Genomic DNA, 17,098 nt, shown 5'->3' on the forward strand with positions numbered 1-17,098 from the left:
TTGATGGCTACATACCGGTTTGACCGGGAAGACAAGGAGAGGAATATGACCGTGACGGCTGATGACATCGACGAACGGCGCGACGCGATAGCCGCGAAAACACTGAACGAATGCCGCGACAGGGGATTGAAGATCGCGGCTGCCGAGTCGCTTACCGGCGGGCTGCTCGCCGACGCGTTCGTGCGCATACCCGGCGCATCGGATGTCCTGCTCGGCTCCGCCGTCACCTATGACATCAACGCCAAGGCGACGGTGCTCGGCGTGGATCGGGCGCTGCTGGAACGAGAGGGCGCCGTCCATCCCGAAGTGGCCCGGCAGATGGCCTCGGCGACCGCCGAACTATACGATCAGCCACAATATCGCGGTCTTGTGATCGGGCTGTCGACCACGGGCGTGGCGGGACCCGGTCCGGATGGCGACAAGCCGGCCGGTCTGGTGTACATCGGGCTGTCCATGCCGTCGGACGACGGACGGCGGTCCGGGCGGCGCACCATCGCCCGCGAGCTGCACCTCGCCGGAGACAGGCCCCGGGTTCGGCGATTGACCGTACTGCGGGTACTGGAAGCGTTGGACGACGTGCTGGCCGATCGAGGTTCGCTCGGCGCCCGCTGAACAACGTCGTTCGTCGTCGCTTGCCCGGCGCCCGATCGGACGATCCAGCGAAACCTGTGCGGATTCACAGCGACTTTTCAGGAATAAACCCCGCCCTTTGGTGTTGAAGGTAATGGAAACACCGACGAACGCATAAGGAGGGTTGCGATGGAAACGATGACCCGTACCACCGAAACGACGAACGTGCAGGAGCTCAGTCCCGTGGCCGCGCGGCCGGGAAGCGCCCGCATGCGCTCCCTGACCCCGGCCCAGCGCCGTGCGGTGATGTTCGCCCAGCAGCAGGTGCTGGCGGCGAAGGCCGCGAAGAAGGCCAAGGATGAGCGTCAGGCGGCGCTCAGCCGTATGTGGCAGGAGGAGGACGCGCCCCAGCCGCGCGCCCATGCCGTGGCGCGCGCGCAGGAGACGACGGGGGAGCCGCGTGACGTGTCGTTGCGCGAGGCCATCGGCCATGTCCTGCGCGAGCTGCGCACGCGTGACCGCAAGACGTTGCGCGAAGTGAGCGAGAAGGCCGGGGTGTCGCTCGGATACCTGTCAGAGGTCGAACGGGGGCAGAAGGAGGCCAGCTCCGAACTGCTCAGCTCGATCGCCGAATCGTTGGGGGTCAGCACGCCGCAAATGCTGCGCATGGTGGCCGATTATCTGGAATCGCTGGAAGCATAGGATCCGAGGCTTTCTCTTGTATGCGGCGGCGCCCGTTGGATTGGGCGTCGCCGTTTCGCGTTGTGCCGGTGCGATAGACTGTGGCTCGTGCGAGAACGGGAATTCTGGGAATTGCTTGAGGAAGTGTTCGGACGGGGCTACGGGCGTAGTTTGGCCCGTGACCAAAGGCTGGACCGGCTTGGAGGCGTGAGCGCGGCGCAGGCATTGGAACGTGGCGAGGAGCCGCGGGTGGTGTGGAACGTGCTGTGCGATCACATGGATGTTCCTGACTTCCGGCGGTGGGGCCGCGATCACGCGGCGCCTCCGATGCCCGCGCGTTTCGACGAGAAATAGGGAATGCCGTCGGCGTGTCTTGGAATGCAAGTCGAACAAATGTTCGCGCCTGCGGATATAGTTGTCCACATTGGCACCATGTCATCGGATGCGGTGCCGGATACGTGCAGACTACGGGAATCGTTGCGCTGACTGGGATCGGGCATGGCTCGACACGTCCCGGGCGGACCGTTCGACCACATAGGCCGATCCGGGTTGCCCGGGCGTCGCGCGTCCGGTAGCGTGAGGGCACACCGGCATCACAGTGAAGGAGAACCATCATGGCACAGCAGGCGAAACAGCCGGCGAAACAGCCGGACAACGGCAAGCCAGGTCTTGATCCACGGCGTCAGGCGGCGTTGGACACCGCGCTTGCGCAAGTCGAGAAAAGCTTCGGCAAAGGTTCCGCGATGCGTCTGGGCGATCGCCCGGAACAGAACGTGGAGGTCATTCCGACCGGATCCTTGGCCCTCGACATGGCGCTGGGCATCGGAGGCCTGCCGAAGGGGCGCATCGTCGAGATCTACGGTCCGGAATCCTCCGGCAAGACCACGCTCGCCCTGCACGTGGTCGCCAATGCGCAGAAGGCCGGCGGCGTGGCCGCGTTCATCGACGCGGAACATGCGCTGGATCCGGTCTATGCGCGCAAACTCGGCGTCGATACCGACTCCCTCATCGTCTCCCAGCCGGACAACGGCGAGCAGGCTCTGGAAATCGCCGACATGCTCATCCGCTCCGGCGCGCTCGACGTGATCGTCGTCGACTCGGTCGCGGCTCTGGTGCCCAAGGCAGAAATCGAAGGCGACATGGGGGACAGCCACGTCGGCCTTCAGGCCAGGCTCATGAGCCAGGCGCTGCGCAAGATGACCGGCGCGCTCGCCCAGGCGGGCACGACCGCGATCTTCATCAACCAGCTGCGCGAGAAGATCGGCGTGTTTTTCGGAAGCCCTGAAACCACCACCGGCGGCAAGGCTCTGAAGTTCTACTCCTCCGTGCGTCTCGACATCCGTCGCATCCAGACCATCAAGGTGGGCGACGAGGCCGTCGGCAACCGCACCAAGGTCAAGGTCGTCAAGAACAAGATGGCGCCGCCCTTCAAGTCCGCCGAATTCGACGTGTTGTACGGCGAGGGCATCTCTACCGAAGGTTCCGTGCTGGACATGGCGTTGCAGTGCAACGTGGTCAAGAAATCCGGCTCCTGGTTCACCTATGAGGGCGACCAGCTGGGACAGGGCCGCGAGAACGTACGCAAGTTCCTCAAGGACAACCCGGCCGTCACCGAGGAGATCGAAAACAAGGTAAAGGTCGCGTTCGGCCTAATCCCGCCCGAAGACCAGTTCGCGGAAGAACCGGAGTCCGACGGGACCGCCGCGGAGCCGGCCGTCGAGGACAAGGCCGCCAAGGCCTCCAAGGACGCGGCGAAGGCATGATCAGCGCCGAGGAATTTCTGGTCCGGCACCCTGTACGGATGCCGGACCGGACTTCCGTCGTCGGGAACCGTAACGACCGCGCTCCCGACATATCGGATACGTCGCCCCGTAGCGCGCGAGACGCGAGTGGCGGGACGGGCGACGATGTCATGTCCGAATCCCGTGATCGCGGATTGCCGCGGAGACGCGCCACGTCTTTCGCGGCGCGTCAGGCCGCACCGGAGGATCCCTCGGACGCCGACGAATGCCGTGAGGCCGCGTTGCGTCTGCTCGATGCGGCGCCGCGCTCGTCCGGCGCGCTGCGCGAACGATTGCTGGACAAGGGGTATGACGGTGAAACCGTCGATGCGGTGATCGAGCGTCTGATCGAAGTGAACCTTCTGGATGATGAGTACTACGCGCGATCGGCGGTCAGATACTGCACGGAGCGGCTCATGGGAGCGCGGGGCGCGTTCATGGAACTGCTGCGCAAGGGCGTTGACCGGGATGCCGCACGCAGGGCGGTCGACGAGGCGGATGCGCGGGGCGTGTTCGAGGAGTCGGCGTGGGAGCTCGGACGCCGCTATGCGCGCAAGACCGAGGGCATGGAGCCGAACAGGCGCAGGCAACGCTTCTGGTCGGCCGGAGGACGCAAGGGACACGATCCCGAAACGCTGCGCCGAGTGGCCCAGGAGCTGCTGTAGGCCAAGGACCGATGTATGCCGTGATGGCCTCGTCGTCGTTGCGGCATACATCGGCATGGATGCGTGCCGGCATATGAACATGTGGGATGAGACCCCTCATACCCCGGGTTCTGTCATGCCGCAACGCGGCACGGATGGCCATCCATCTCGACCTGACGTCGCCGCCAGGCTCCAGCAGCCTACCCGAAGGCATCGGGCGAGCAGCCCTCGAACGCCTTCTGCTTGGCCTTGCTCCCGATGAGGCTTGCCATGCGGTCTTCCGTTACCGGAGACCCGGTGGTCTCTTACACCGCCGTTTCACCCTTACCGGTCCGAGGACCGGCGGTCTGTTCTCTGCTGCGCTATCTCTCAGGTCACCCTGGGCGGACGTTATCCGCCATCGTGCTCTATGGAGCCCGGAAGTTCCTCAGCCCGATGTTCCGGTATGGGATCGGGCCGCGGCCATCAAGGGGTCTCAGCCGCACCATCATACACGATGCCGGGATCGCCGCGCCACGCGCGCCGCGCGGGCGTCGCGCCGGAGCGTGTGCGGCGCACACATGGCACCAATGCAACCACGGCGACGTTACGGTGACACGCAGAAAAGAAACATTATTCTTCGGGCGAGTTCCCCGCCGTTCACCGTTCGTTCGGCTACAATAAAACATACCGACGGCGAAGTCGCCGCTCGGTCCGTCAAATAGCGGGTAGCACCGCTTGAGTCTAGGAGGTCCACATGGAAATCGTCGTTACCGGACGCCACACGCAGATCAAGCAGAAGTTCCGTGATGTCGTTGAAAGCAAGATGAATCGTGTGACCGCTATCGCCCCGGACGCGCAGCGCGCGCAGATCGTGCTGACGCATGAGGGCAACCCGCGTCAGGCCGACACCGCCAAGCGCGTGGAAATCACCGTCATCGCCGGCCGTACCGTGGTGCGCGCCGAGGCGTCGAGCACCGACGAGTTCAGCGCGCTCGACATGGCGCTCGACAAGCTGACGCTCCGTCTGCGCCGCACCCGCGATCGCCGCAAGGACCATCGTCGCGGCTACACGAACCCCGTTCCGGTCGACATGGGCGTCATCGAGCCCGAGGCCGAGGAGGAGACCGTCGAGGAAGAGCCGAACAACAGCCCGGCCGCCGCCGTCGCGTCCGATCTCGGCCCGGGCGAATCGGTCGAGGTGCAGGTCGGGGACACGCCGATCGTCATCCGCCGCAAGCTGCACATCGCCGAGCCGATGACCATCGACGAGGCCCTGTACGAGATGGAACTGATCGGACACGATTTCTTCCTGTTCGTGAACAAGGAAACCGGCCGTCCCTCGGTCGTGTACCACCGTCACGGCTGGAGCTATGGCGTGTTCGAGATCGACACCCCGGAGAACGTCGCCAAGTGACGTCATCCGGCCTCTCCCGGCGACGCGCGCCGATGCGCCGACCGAGGCGGGGCATATGACCGACGCATAGGTCGCACAAGCCCATATGGGATGGCCCATATGGGCTTTTTCATGATATTCGTGAACAATGCATACAAAAATCGGCGTGTTCGCGTAGTATGGACGAAGTTTATGCCCGATTGGCCTCAATCTGGGCTATGCTCGTTTACGGTAACGGACTCTATAGGGAGCGAAACGTGGTAGATATCGTCGACAAGGCCCTGCGAATGGGCGAAGGACGCCAGATCAAGAAGCTGGAAAACGTGGCCAAGGCCGTGAACGCACTCGAGGATGAGATCTCGTCCATGAGCGACGACGAGCTCAAGAGCCAGACCGCCAAGTTCAAGCAGCGTCTCGACAACGGCGAAAAGCTGGACTCGCTGATGCCGGAGGCGTTCGCCACCGTGCGCGAGGCGTCCAAGCGCATTCTCGGCCAGCGGCACTTCGACGTGCAGCTGATGGGCGGCGCCGCCCTGCACTGGGGCAACATCGCCGAAATGAAGACCGGCGAAGGCAAGACCTTGGTCGCCACCCTGCCGAGCTACCTCAACGCGCTCGAGGGCAAGGGCGTGCACGTCGTCACCGTCAACGACTACCTCGCCAGCTATCAGAGCGAGCTCATGGGCCGCATCTACCGCTTCCTCGGCATGTCGGTCGGATGCATCATCACCGAACAGAAGCCGGCCGAGCGTCGCAAGCAGTACAACGCCGACATCACCTACGGCACCAACAACGAGTTCGGCTTCGACTACCTGCGCGACAACATGGCATGGGAGAAGAGCGACCTCGTACAGCGCGGCCATCACTTCGCCATCGTCGACGAGGTCGATTCCATCCTCATCGACGAGGCCCGCACCCCGCTCATCATCTCCGGTCCGGCCGAAGGCGACGTGACCCGCTGGTACATGCAGTTCGCGCGCCTCGTGCCCAAGCTCATCCGTGACGAGGACTACGAGGTCGACGAGAAGAAGAAGGTCGTCGGCATTCTCGATCCGGGCATCACCAAGGTCGAGGACTTCCTCGGCATCGACAACCTGTACGAGCCGAACAACACCGCCCTGATCGGCTACCTGAACAACGCCATCAAGGCCAAGGAGCTCTTCCTCAAGGACCGCGATTACGTCGTCACGCACGGCGAGGTCCTCATCGTCGACGAGCACACCGGCCGTATCCTGCCGGGCCGCCGCTACAACGAAGGCCTGCATCAGGCCATTGAGGCGAAGGAAGGCGTCGAGGTCAAGGCCGAGAACCAGACCTTCGCGACCATCACCCTGCAGAACTACTTCCGCATGTACGACAAGCTCGCCGGCATGACCGGTACCGCCGAGACCGAGGCCGCCGAGTTCATGGGCACCTACAAGCTGGGCGTGCTGCCGATCCCGACCAACAAGCCGATGATCCGCAAGGATCAGGATGATCTCATCTTCCGCACGAAGAAGGAGAAGCTGGCGGCCATCATCAAGGACGTGGCCAAGCGTCATCACGCCGGCCAGCCGGTGCTGCTCGGCACCGCGTCCGTCGAATCCTCCGAGATCGTCTCCTCCCTGCTCGACGTGGCGAAGATCCCCCATCAGGTGCTCAACGCCAAGCAGCATGAGAAGGAAGCCGCCGTCGTGGCCGTCGCCGGCCGCAAGGGCGCCGTCACCGTCGCCACCAACATGGCCGGCCGAGGCACCGATATCATGCTCGGCGGCAACGTCGAGTTCCTCGCCGACCAGAAGCTCAAGGCCGAAGGCTATTCTCCGGACGATACCCCGGATGAGTACGAGAAGCGTTGGCCCGGCGTCCTCGAGCAGGTCAAGGCGCAGGTCAAGGACGAGCATGACGAGGTCGTCGAACTCGGTGGCCTGTACGTGCTCGGCACCGAACGCCACGAATCCCGTCGTATCGACAACCAGCTGCGCGGCCGTTCCGGCCGTCAGGGAGATCCGGGCGAATCCCGCTTCTATCTGTCGCTGGAAGACGACCTGATGCGCCTGTTCAACACGCAGCTCGTCGCCCGCGTCATGGCCAAGGGCATGCCGGAAGGCGAGCCGATCGAGTCGAAGAGCGTTTCCAAGGGCGTGCGCACCGCGCAGAAGGCCGTCGAATCTCGCAACTTCGAGATCCGTAAGAACGTCCTCAAGTACGATGACGTGATGAACAAGCAGCGCACCGTCATCTACTCCGAGCGTCAGGCCGTGCTCAAGGGCGAAGACATCCACGAGGACATCGAGCGCTTCTTCGCCGACACCGTCGAAAGCTACGTCAAGGGTGCCAACAACGGCTCGGAGAAGCCGAAGGACTGGGATTGGGAGGGCCTGTTCAAGGCGCTCAAGACCGTGTTCCCGATCACCTTCGACATCGAGGCCATCAAGGACGCCGCAGGCAAGCTCAAGGGAGAAAAGGCCGTCGAAGCCGCTCGAGACGCCATCGTCGAGACGATCAGGGCCGAATACGCCAAGTTCGAAGAGAAGATCGGCTCCGAGGGCCTGCGACAGCTCGAGCGCCGAGTCGTGCTCGCCGTGCTCGATCGCAAGTGGCGCGAGCATCTGTACGAAATGGACTACCTCAAGGACGGCATCGGCCTGCGTGGCATGGGCCAGCGTGATCCGCTGGTCGAATACCAGCGCGAAGGCTATCAGATGTACAACTCGATGATCGAGGCGATCAAGGAGGAAAGCGTTCAGCTGCTCTTCCACGTCGATGTCGAGCAGGTCTCCCGTACCGAGGACACGACCACCGAATCCGATGAGGACGAGGCCGTGGATCAGGCCGAGGCATCGCTCGGCATCGACACGGATGAGTCCGAGGCCGAAACCGCCGACGCCGAATCCGAGGTCACCTCCGAACCGAGCGAGGATGAGAACGACGAGGTCGACGAGGAGCAGGCCGCCGCCATCGCGAACGCCGCCAAGTCGTCCGAAGCCGGAGAGGCGTCCGCCCCGGTCGTTGTCGGCCCGGCGCCGATCAGCCACGCCGAAGGCAAGGTGCCCGCCAACAAGCGCCCGAAGAGCGAGGAGCTCAAGACGCCGTGGGCCGACGGCCGTACCTTCCCGGGCACGCCGAAGAACGCGCAGTGCCCGTGCGGTTCGGGCCGCAAGTACAAGATGTGCCACGGCCAGAACGAGCAGTGACCGGGATCCGGTAAGCGGCCTTCCGGTCCGATGACGAAAAGCTCCCTGCGGGGAGCTTTTCGTTTTGCTATATGGAAGATCGGGATGACCGAAACGCCAGCTCGTTACAATGAACGGCGAGTACACACATAACGGCGCCGTTGAGCGCCAAGGAGGGCATCATGGCAGAGATCACATGGAAGTCGATTCTCACCAAGCTGGTCGGGGGAGACCATCTGAGCGCGGAGGAATCGGAGTGGTTCGTCGATGACCTGATGCAGGGCAATGCGAACCCGGCCGCCGTCGGCGCGGCTCTCGCCATGCAACAGCAGCTGGGCCTGACCGCGGACGAGGTGTCGGGCGCGGCCAAGGCCATGGTCTCCCATGCGGTGCCGCTGGATGTTTCCGGAGAGACGACCGATATCGTCGGCACCGGCGGCGACGGCTTCGCCACCGTGAACCTGTCCACCATGGGCTCGGTCGCCGCGGCCGCGGCCGGTGTGAAGATCGTCAAGCACGGCAACCGTGCCGCATCGTCGAAGTGCGGCGCCGCCGATGTGCTGGAGGCGCTGGGCCTGCCGCTGACACTGACCCCTCAGGCCGTCGGCGAGGTCGGCGACGAGGTAGGCATCACCTTCGCGTTCGCCCGCACGTTCCATCCGGCCATGCGCTTCGTCGGTCCGATCCGTGCCGCGCTCGGCATCCCGTGCGTGTTCAACGTGCTCGGACCGCTGACGAACCCCGCCAAGCCCGCGCATGTCGCCATCGGCTGCGCGAACCGTGCGATGAGCCCGATCATGGCCGCGGTCTATGCGGCCAATGGCCAGTCCGGTATGGTATACACCTCTCACGAAGGATTGGACGAGCTGGCTCCGACCGGTCCGGTGTCCGTCTGGGAGATCCGTGACGGCAAGGTCACGGAAACCGAATTCGATCCGACCGTCGAATTGGGGCTCGCCCCGGTCGACGTCGCCGATCTCAAGGGCGGCGAACCGGAAGTCAATGCGGCCGCGTTCCGTGACTTCCTCGCCGGCAAGGATATTCCGGCGCGCACCACCGCGCTGCTCAATGCCGCGTCCGCCATCGTAGCCGACGGCCATCTGGTCGGCGACGGTACGCTGGGAGAGCGGTTCAAGCAGGCGTATGCGCTTGCGCAGGACGCCGTTGATTCCGGCAAGGCCGAAGCCCTGTTCGCCAAGTGGATCGAGACCGCGCAGGCCAAAGCCTGACGACATTCGCGTGATGAAATAGTTTGGGCCGGTTCCCAGCACTGGAGAACCGGCCCAAACGTGTCATTGCAGGCGGTTAAACGCGGGCACCGTCATCGGTATAGCCGTTACGCGTGTCGGTGTGGCCCTTGTGCTGAACGATCAATCCCACCGCACCTACCAAGGCGCACACGCCGAACACCGTGCCCAGCACCGCAGCCAACGCAGGCACGAACACGGATGCGATGACGCCGGCGATGCCGGCGACCAGCAGGATCCAGAACACCAGTTTCGACGCCTTGACTGGACCGATGCTCGGGTTCGGCGGCACGAAATCGTCGCCATAACGGTCCATCACCGCATCGGTGTCGAGCCAACTGGAATTCGTGTTGTCGCGAGGTCCTCGCGCACGGCGGGACATCGGTGCCAGATCATCCACGAACACGCCGTTGTCCAGGTCCCTGACCGACAGCAGTGCCTCCTTCTCCTTGCGCTGGGCGTGTTTTTCGAACCGTTTCGCACTGCGGGAACGTTCCACGTCCTTGAGATCGTCGGCATGGGCCTGCGCGAACGCGGCCCATGCGCCGTCGAGATCGGCGTCGTGGTTCGAGGAATCGTCGCGGCGTTCACCGGCATTGCTATTGTTGAGGTCAGTCATATCCACCACTGTAATCAGCGGCAAAGCCAAGTGGCTGAAAGGAGCGTCGTCATGCTCTACTGGTTCTTCGTCAAAGTGTTCGGGCCGATCGCCCGTCATCGTCTTGGACCCTCGGTTTCGGGATTGGACAACATTCCGCGTCAGGGCGGCGCGATCATCGCGGCGAACCATTTGGCCGTGATCGATGACGCGCTTATCCCGATCACCTGCCCGCGCATGGTGCACTTCATGGGCAAGGCCGAATATTTCGAGGGCAAGGGACTCAAGGGCAAGTTCAAGAAATGGTGGTTCACGTCCGTGGGCGTGTTCCCGGTGGACCGTTCCGGCGGATCCAAATCGCTTGGCGCCCTCGAGCATGCGCGCGAGATCATCGAGGACGGTCACCTGTTCGGCATCCACATCGAGGGCACGCGCAGCCCGGACGGCAAACTGTACAAGGGACATACCGGCGTGGCCCGTCTCGCGTTCGAAACGGGATGCCCGATCGTGCCGACCGCCATCATCGGCTCGCGCGAGCTGCAGACGCCCGGCACGGTCATTCCGCACAAGGGCAAGACCAAGGTGATCTACGGCAAGCCGATTCCCGTGAAGAAGAACCTTGCCGCGACCCACGACGATCTGCGTGCGCTCACCGATCGCATCACCCGGGAGATCCAGTCCATGAGCGGACAGGAATACGTCGACGAGTACGCACAGAAGGTCAAGGCGCGACTTAAGGAGGAGGCCACATCCGCTGCGGCGCAGAACGAGCCGACGGCGTAAGCCGCGGTGCCGGACGGCCGCGATCGACTGGTTGTTCCATGGGGCTGTGTCGTCTCCTAACCGGAAGACGACACAGCCCCATGCCATATGCAACCTCTATGCCGAATCGTCGGCCGGCCATGCCGGTCACACGACCGTGAGCGTGATGACCGTGGCCTTGCCGTTTTCGTCACGCAGCCGCACCTCGGCTCCGTCGGAGATGTCGGTATTGCCGTTCTTGATGGAACGTACCGTGCCGAACAGTCCGCCCAGCACACGTTCGGTTTTGACGTCGAAGCCCAGTGCTTTCAGTGTCTTGGTCACGTCGCTCGCCTGCTTGCCGACCAGACCGGAGGGAATCGTCGCCTTTTCCGGCCCCTTCGACACGACCACGTCGACCGAGTCGCCCCAGTGCAACGAGGCGCCCTCCTGCTGCGAGGCCGATACCACGACGCCGGTTTCGACCTTGTCGTCATAGGCCTCGGTGATGTTGGCCGTAAGCTTGAGATCGGCGAGCGCCGCCTCGGCCTCTTGTCTTGTCTTGCCGACGATGCCGGGCATGTTGACCGGCATCGGTCCCTTCGAGAGCGTGACCGTGATCGCGTCGTTGTGCTTGAGGACCGCGCCGGGCTGGATCGCCTGGCCGTCGGCGTCCGTGATGGATAATGCGGCGCCTTCCGGCAGAGTCTCCGAGTATTCGTCCTTGCCGGTGTCGTGGCTGACGTTGTCGAATCCGGCCGTTTTCAGTGCCGTGAGCACGTCCTTGCCATTGGCCGACGACGCGTCGAGGATGTCGGACGGCACCGTCGCGGTCTTCACTCCCTTGGACACGATGATGCTCATCGTTTCGCCGTTGCGTTTGCCGATGCGGTCGCCGACGTTGCCCGGTTCCGCCGAGATGATCGATCCTTCGGGCACGGTGTCGTCGTTGCGTTCGCTGACCGTGAACGGGATGTTCGATACGTTCAGCGTGCTGCGGTATGCGCTCCATTTGGCGCCGGCGACGCTGCACGGATTATCGGCCGCGCAGGTCACGTCATCCGGTTTCGGGACCGTCCAATAGCTGCCCGGTCCGAGGAAATACCACCATGATGCGCCTCCTGCGACCGTGGCGATCGTGAGCAGCGCGATGGCCACGATGATGAACGGCGTTTTCGAGCGCGGCGCGACCGTGCCGGACGTGTGTGCGGCGGGGGAGTGCCGTGTCGGATGCGCATGGCCGGGGCCCGCCTCGTCCTGAGGCAGGTCGGCCACCGATGCGAGCGGCGTCGCCGGCAGTGTCTGGGTCGCCGCCTCTTGGGGAGCGGCGAATGCGGCGGTCGGATTGGTTCCGTCATTCGCTCGGTCGAACGCCTGCGTCGCCGTGGCGTCGGACGAAACGGTTGCGGCATCCGGGATGTTCATGAGCGGGTTCGTCATCGTGTCGGCATCGGAATCGGAAGCCGTGATGCCGGGTGCGGAAACGTTCGTTTCCGCGGTTTGCTCCGGTGAGGGCGGCAGCGGTGGTTCGGGAATGTCGAATGCCGCCGTGCCTGACAGTGCGGCCAGCCCGGTCACAGGTCGGCCGCCGGCGGCGTCTCCGTCCGTGACCGGTTTCGTCCTGCGGTACATCCACGCCGCCGCGTCCAGCTGCGCGGTCATCCGATGCAGCTCCTGCTCGGCCTCTGCGGCGTCGGCGGGCCGGGCGTCGACGCCGCGTGCGGTCAGATGGGCGATGAACGCCGAGACGAGCGGACTGATGCCGGGGCAGACGGTCGAAATCGAGGGCACGTCCTCATGGACGTGTTTGAAGACGAGCGTGACGGGATTGTCGGAAACGAACGGCACCTCGCCGGCCAGCATCTCCCATGCCATGATGCCCACCGAATACAGGTCGCCCTGCGGGGTGGCCTGATTGTATTCGATCATCTCCGGGGCGAGATACGCCGCCGTGCCCAGCAGCATGCCGGTCGACGACAGCGTCGCCTGCGAAGCCGCCTTTGCCAGACCGAAATCGGTGATCTGCACGTGGCCGCGATCGTTGAGCAGGATGTTTTCCGGTTTGATGTCGCGATGCACGACGCCGGCCCGGTGCGCCGACGCGAGCCCGTCCAGCGTTTCGGCCACCACCCGCAGCGTCTCGCGTACGGTGAACGTGCCCTGTTCGTTCATTTCCCGACGCAGGTTCACGCCGTGCACGAACTCCATGACCAGAAAATCGAGCCCGTTGACCTCGCCCGTGTCGTACACCTGCACGATATGCGGGTTGGCGATCGCCGCGGCCGAGGTGGCCTCCCTGCGGAACCGTTCCACGAACTGCGCCCGATGGGGACCCTGGGCGAGCTGCGTATGCATGACCTTGATGGCGACCGTGCGGCCGAGCCTCGTATCCAACGCCTCATACACGGTGGCCATGCCGCCCTCCGCGATCCTGCGGGCGATGCGGTACCGTCCCTCGACCATCTGTCCGATCAACGGATCCTCAGGGGTGTATGCGGCTTCACTCATTGGCACGTCAGGTCCCTCACCTTGTTCATGGAATCTTCCGACAGTTTACATTGGGGCATGCCGCGGGACGTTTCCCGTGCCGGTTCACGCCATGGGCACGAAACGCGCGCATGCGGCGGTCATCGCGGCGCGTGCGCCGTCGTCCAGGTCCCACGCGCCGATCGCCTCCCTCGACTGGCGCCACAGCCGCGCGATGCGATCGCGCGAACGGTCGATGGCGCCTGTCGACGCAAACAGCTCGATGGCCCGCGCCACCTGTTCGTCGCTGCGCTCGGGAGCCTCGAACATGTCGGCAAGCTCGCGTCTCGCGGACCCGTCGGCGGATTCGAGCGCATCCGCGAGCAGCACGGTGCGCTTGCCTTCCCGGATATCGCCTCCGACCGGCTTGCCGGTGCGCGCGCTGGAGCCGGTCACATCCAGCAGATCATCCGCCAGCTGGAACGCCAGGCCGAGCGGACGCCCCACCGACAGCGCCCTGCCGCGGGCCTGACGCGGGTCGGTCCCGGCCGCCAGCAGAGCCAGCTCGATCGGCGCGATCGTCGTGTAGCTCGCCGTTTTCCAACGGAACACGTTCAATGAGGCCTCAGCCAGCGCATGCGGATCGTCCAACGGAGTCAGTTCGACGGCCAGATCCAGCACCTGCCCGATCTCCACTTCGCGATGCATGTTCAGGAACGCCGCGACAATCGCGTCGTGCGGATGCAGGACGCGCGCCGCCGTGTTGGCGATGTCCACGCTGGCGGTGGCCAACAGGTCGCCGAGCATGATGCCCAGGCCGTTGCCGATCGACGTCGAACGGGTGGCTTCGGCAAGCGCGCGATGCGCGGAGGGCTTGCCGCGCCGCAGATCGGATTCGTCGATGATGTCGTCATGCACCAGCGCCGCGGTCTGGAACACCTCGATGGCGCAGGCGAGGTCGAGCATCGCGTCCCGCATGCGCTTCGCGTCGGCGTCTCCGTCCGGCGACGCCGGACGGACCGCGTCGAACGTGTCGAGCGCCAGCAGCGCGCGCAGCCGCTTGCCTCCCTCGCTGGACGTCAACGCCTGGCCGGTCACCTCGCCCAGCACCGTCTCGCACGCCGCCGACGGCGACTCGTCTTCGTCCCTCGGGCCCATCGCGGAACGTACGAGTCCGGCGATCCTCGCCTCGACGGCTGTCTTTTGCACATCACAATCCATGCGTCCAAGGTTATCCACAATGATTGCCGAACACAAGAACCGCTTCGTTCCAACGGTTTGAGGCGTTCGACCACAGGAGGCGAAAAACGCGTCCCGAACGGCGCCCTTAGGGCATAGTTACAGGTATGCGCATGCCGCGCGTGGATGGCGGGCAAGGGGCCGTCCGCAACGAACGAGCCAAACTAAGGAGGGCCGGAATGGACACGACACGGACCGAACACCGAGATACGAGACGTCGCCGCCCGCGACGCGATCATGACCGCCTTGCGGCGCGGAATGCGGTGGGCGCGGGGAAGCGGCCGTGCCCCGTGCGCCGTGACGGGGCGGAGACCGGGCGGCGGGCGGTCGCCGCCGGCGCGCCGATCGGCGGCGACGAACTTGAACGGCTCACGCTGAGCTTCCGGGAACTGCGTCGGCGGTAGGGGCCCTCGGCCGCTTCGGAGGCTTGGGTCGGCGCGCCGTTCGGCGAATGGTCGGGGATGCTCGAATCCGTGCCGCATGCGCCGCGCGGCGACGGCATGTTCCGTGACGGCATCGCGACGGCCGACGGGCCTTGCTGTGATTCGGAGGATGCGACGGACTGCATGCTGAGCCGTGACAACGTTGCCATGCTTGCGGCGGGCATGGCCGAGTCGTTGCCGATCCGTGACGCCATGATCGTCTCCCTGGTGACGGGCCGCTCCTGCGACAGGCGCATGATGATCGAAATAGCCTCGCGTCCGCATTCGGCCGGCGTGCGACGCCGTATGTCGTCAATGATGATCGACGCCTTCCATGGGGCCGGACCGGGGCCGGATCCGACGCGTTGCACGTCGGGCGTGACGATGCTCGCCCAGATAGCCGATGCGGTGCCCGAGCGATGGGGCGTGCAACCCCGGGCCGCCATCGCATACGTGCTGTGGTGGATGGACGACGACGCGGCCGCGCTTCACGCGCTCGAATGCTTGGCCGAGGACGACGGCTGCACGCTGGCCGGCATCGTGCTGTCGATGGTCGAACGCGGAATCCGTCCCGCATGGTGCGGGTGAGACCGTTCCCGCGTGTTCGCGCGCGGGGAAACGGGAATAATCGTCCTTGGAAGGTGGTTTACTCCAATAGTTGACGATTTGCCCTTGCCAGAAGTGCGCCTTATGTGGTATAAGCGTGCGTCGGCAGGAACAGTAGGAGGATGAGCTTGGCCAAGAAGGATGCGACGGCAACCAAGGACAGCGCCGAAGAGACCGAGAAGGCGACGTCCGCAAGGAAGACCGCAGCCAAGGCGAAGAAGAAGTCTTCGACGAGAACCTCTGCGACGAAGAAGACCGCGACCGAGACGAAGCGCAAGGCAGCCGCGAAGGAGGAACCCGCCAAGGAGTCCGACGTCACGCAGGACGACGAGCTCGAGGACGACGAGGACCAGGACGTCGATGCCGATCTGGATGATCTGGATGACGATTTGGACGACGTGTCCGATGACGATCTGGACGAGGACGACGATGAGGAGGACGACGAGTCCGAAGACATCGACGACGAGGAGGACGAAGAGTCCAAGCCCAAGGAGATCGTGACCCCCAAGGAGAAGGGCGCGTTCGTTGTCCGAGACGACGATGACGACGACAACCTGACGCCTTCCGGCAACCCGAAGCGTCGCGTCATCGCCGCCGGCGCCACCGCCGACCCGGTCAAGGACTACCTCAAGCAGATCGGCCGCGTGAGTCTGCTGAACGCCGAACAGGAGGTCGACCTGTCGGAGCGCATCGAGGCCGGCCTGTACGCGCAGCACCTGCTCGACACCGAGTCGGACAAGATGGACTTCAAGCGCAAGCGCGAGCTCAAATGGGCCGCGAACGACGGCAAGAAGGCCAAGGACCACCTGCTCGAGGCCAACCTGCGACTCGTCGTCTCGCTCGCCAAGCGTTACACCGGCCGCGGCATGCTGTTCCTCGACCTCATCCAGGAAGGCAACCTCGGCCTGATCCGCGCCGTCGAGAAGTTCGACTGGAAGAAGGGCTTCAAGTTCTCCACCTACGCGACCTGGTGGATCCGCCAGGCCATCACCCGCGCCATGGCCGATCAGGCGCGCACCATCCGCGTGCCCGTGCACATGGTCGAAGTGATCAACAAGCTGAGCCGCGTGCAGCGCCAGATGCTGCAGGACCTTGGCCGCGAGCCCACGCCCGACGAGCTGGCGCGCGAGCTCGACATGCCGGTCGAGAAGGTGCAGGAAGTGCAGAAGTACGGTCGCGAGCCGATCTCGTTGCACACCCCGCTCGGTGAGGACGGCGATTCCGAGTTCGGCGACCTCATCGAGGACACCGACGCCATCGCGCCGTCCGACGCGGTCGCGTTCTCGCTGCTGCAGGAGCAGTTCAAGCAGGTGCTCGAGACGCTGTCCCCGCGCGAGGCCGGCGTCATCAAGATGCGCTACGGCCTCGAGGACGGCCAGCCGAAGACGCTGGACGACATCGGCCGCGTGTACGGCGTGACCCGTGAACGCATCCGCCAGATCGAATCCAAGACCATGTCGAAACTGCGGCATCCGTCTCGCTCGCAGACCCTGCGCGACTTCCTGGATCAATGATCCGGTCGGCCCGCTCGGCAGGCCGACCGTGCGAGTCGGGGAACAGTCCAGCGGACCGT

The 17,098-nt window shown here is 64.6% G+C and carries 14 protein-coding genes and 1 other RNA gene; 11 read left to right on the forward strand and 4 right to left on the reverse strand.

All coding sequences use genetic code 11. The annotated features are described in order from the left end of the window. The first annotated feature begins 45 nt into the window (after positions 1–45). The 5 genes from GFD25_RS06160 (at position 46) to GFD25_RS06180 (ending at position 3,697) form a co-directional block, all read left to right on the forward strand. Positions 46–612, forward strand: a complete 567-nt coding sequence (locus tag GFD25_RS06160; protein WP_163230994.1) for a CinA family protein — start codon at positions 46–48, stop codon at positions 610–612. 147 nt (positions 613–759) lie between these two features. Beyond that, positions 760–1,272 carry a helix-turn-helix domain-containing protein gene (locus GFD25_RS06165; RefSeq protein ID WP_163230996.1) on the forward strand — a complete coding sequence of 171 codons (513 nt, stop codon included), beginning with the start codon at positions 760–762 and terminating at the stop codon, positions 1,270–1,272. Positions 1,273–1,359: 87 nt separating this feature from the next. Beyond that, the gene (locus tag GFD25_RS06170) at positions 1,360–1,605 is read left to right on the forward strand and encodes a DUF3046 domain-containing protein (protein WP_163230998.1); all 246 of its coding nucleotides are present in this window, start codon (positions 1,360–1,362) and stop codon (positions 1,603–1,605) included. A gap of 260 nt (positions 1,606–1,865) precedes the next feature. Further along, positions 1,866–3,014 carry a recombinase RecA gene (gene recA, locus GFD25_RS06175; RefSeq protein WP_163231000.1) on the forward strand — a complete coding sequence of 383 codons (1,149 nt, stop codon included), beginning with the start codon at positions 1,866–1,868 and terminating at the stop codon, positions 3,012–3,014. Then, positions 3,011–3,697: a regulatory protein RecX gene (locus tag GFD25_RS06180; RefSeq protein ID WP_420837547.1), complete on the forward strand. Its 687-nt coding sequence runs from the start codon at positions 3,011–3,013 to the stop codon at positions 3,695–3,697. The genes recA and GFD25_RS06180 overlap by 4 nt, the downstream gene beginning before the upstream one ends. 83 nt (positions 3,698–3,780) lie before the next feature. Here GFD25_RS06180 and rnpB read toward each other — a convergent pair. Then, positions 3,781–4,154, reverse strand: an RNA gene (rnpB, locus tag GFD25_RS06185) — RNase P RNA component class A. 258 nt (positions 4,155–4,412) lie between these two features. Between rnpB and hpf the strand changes: the two genes are divergently transcribed. The 3 genes from hpf to trpD all read left to right on the forward strand — a co-directional run bounded on the left by hpf (position 4,413) and on the right by trpD (position 9,435). Beyond that, the gene (hpf, locus tag GFD25_RS06190) at positions 4,413–5,072 is read left to right on the forward strand and encodes a ribosome hibernation-promoting factor, HPF/YfiA family (protein ID WP_163231005.1); all 660 of its coding nucleotides are present in this window, start codon (positions 4,413–4,415) and stop codon (positions 5,070–5,072) included. A 236-nt stretch (positions 5,073–5,308) separates the two neighbouring features. Next, positions 5,309–8,227 carry a preprotein translocase subunit SecA gene (gene secA, locus GFD25_RS06195; protein WP_163231007.1) on the forward strand — a complete coding sequence of 973 codons (2,919 nt, stop codon included), beginning with the start codon at positions 5,309–5,311 and terminating at the stop codon, positions 8,225–8,227. Positions 8,228–8,388: 161 nt separating this feature from the next. Then, the gene (trpD, locus tag GFD25_RS06200; RefSeq protein ID WP_163231009.1) at positions 8,389–9,435 is read left to right on the forward strand and encodes an anthranilate phosphoribosyltransferase; all 1,047 of its coding nucleotides are present in this window, start codon (positions 8,389–8,391) and stop codon (positions 9,433–9,435) included. Positions 9,436–9,511: 76 nt separating this feature from the next. Here the strand turns inward: trpD and GFD25_RS06205 are convergent, their stop codons facing one another. Next, positions 9,512–10,072, reverse strand: a complete 561-nt coding sequence (locus tag GFD25_RS06205; protein WP_163231011.1) for a DUF4491 family protein — start codon at positions 10,070–10,072, stop codon at positions 9,512–9,514. A 51-nt stretch (positions 10,073–10,123) separates the two neighbouring features. On the opposite strand from GFD25_RS06205, the gene GFD25_RS06210 reads away from it, so the two are divergent. Further along, a complete protein-coding gene (locus GFD25_RS06210; RefSeq protein ID WP_163231013.1) occupies positions 10,124–10,834 on the forward strand; it encodes a lysophospholipid acyltransferase family protein in 711 nt (236 codons plus the stop codon). A 126-nt stretch (positions 10,835–10,960) separates the two neighbouring features. Here the strand turns inward: GFD25_RS06210 and GFD25_RS06215 are convergent, their stop codons facing one another. Both GFD25_RS06215 and GFD25_RS06220 read right to left on the reverse strand, forming a co-directional pair. After that, positions 10,961–13,300: a protein kinase domain-containing protein gene (locus GFD25_RS06215; RefSeq protein ID WP_163231015.1), complete on the reverse strand. Its 2,340-nt coding sequence runs from the start codon at positions 13,298–13,300 to the stop codon at positions 10,961–10,963. Between the two features lie 84 nt (positions 13,301–13,384). Next, a complete protein-coding gene (locus tag GFD25_RS06220) occupies positions 13,385–14,479 on the reverse strand; it encodes a polyprenyl synthetase family protein (protein ID WP_163231017.1) in 1,095 nt (364 codons plus the stop codon). A gap of 479 nt (positions 14,480–14,958) precedes the next feature. Between GFD25_RS06220 and GFD25_RS06225 the strand changes: the two genes are divergently transcribed. Together GFD25_RS06225 and GFD25_RS06230 are read left to right on the forward strand one after the other, a co-directional pair. Beyond that, the gene (locus GFD25_RS06225) at positions 14,959–15,507 is read left to right on the forward strand and encodes a DUF4192 domain-containing protein (protein ID WP_163231019.1); all 549 of its coding nucleotides are present in this window, start codon (positions 14,959–14,961) and stop codon (positions 15,505–15,507) included. Positions 15,508–15,647: 140 nt separating this feature from the next. Continuing rightward, positions 15,648–17,039: an RNA polymerase sigma factor gene (locus tag GFD25_RS06230; protein WP_163231021.1), complete on the forward strand. Its 1,392-nt coding sequence runs from the start codon at positions 15,648–15,650 to the stop codon at positions 17,037–17,039. The last annotated feature ends 59 nt before the right edge of the window (positions 17,040–17,098 follow it).

Origin of the sequence: Bifidobacterium aerophilum, from assembly GCF_010667685.1 — a bacterium.
GTDB classification, from domain to species: domain Bacteria; phylum Actinomycetota; class Actinomycetes; order Actinomycetales; family Bifidobacteriaceae; genus Bifidobacterium; species Bifidobacterium aerophilum.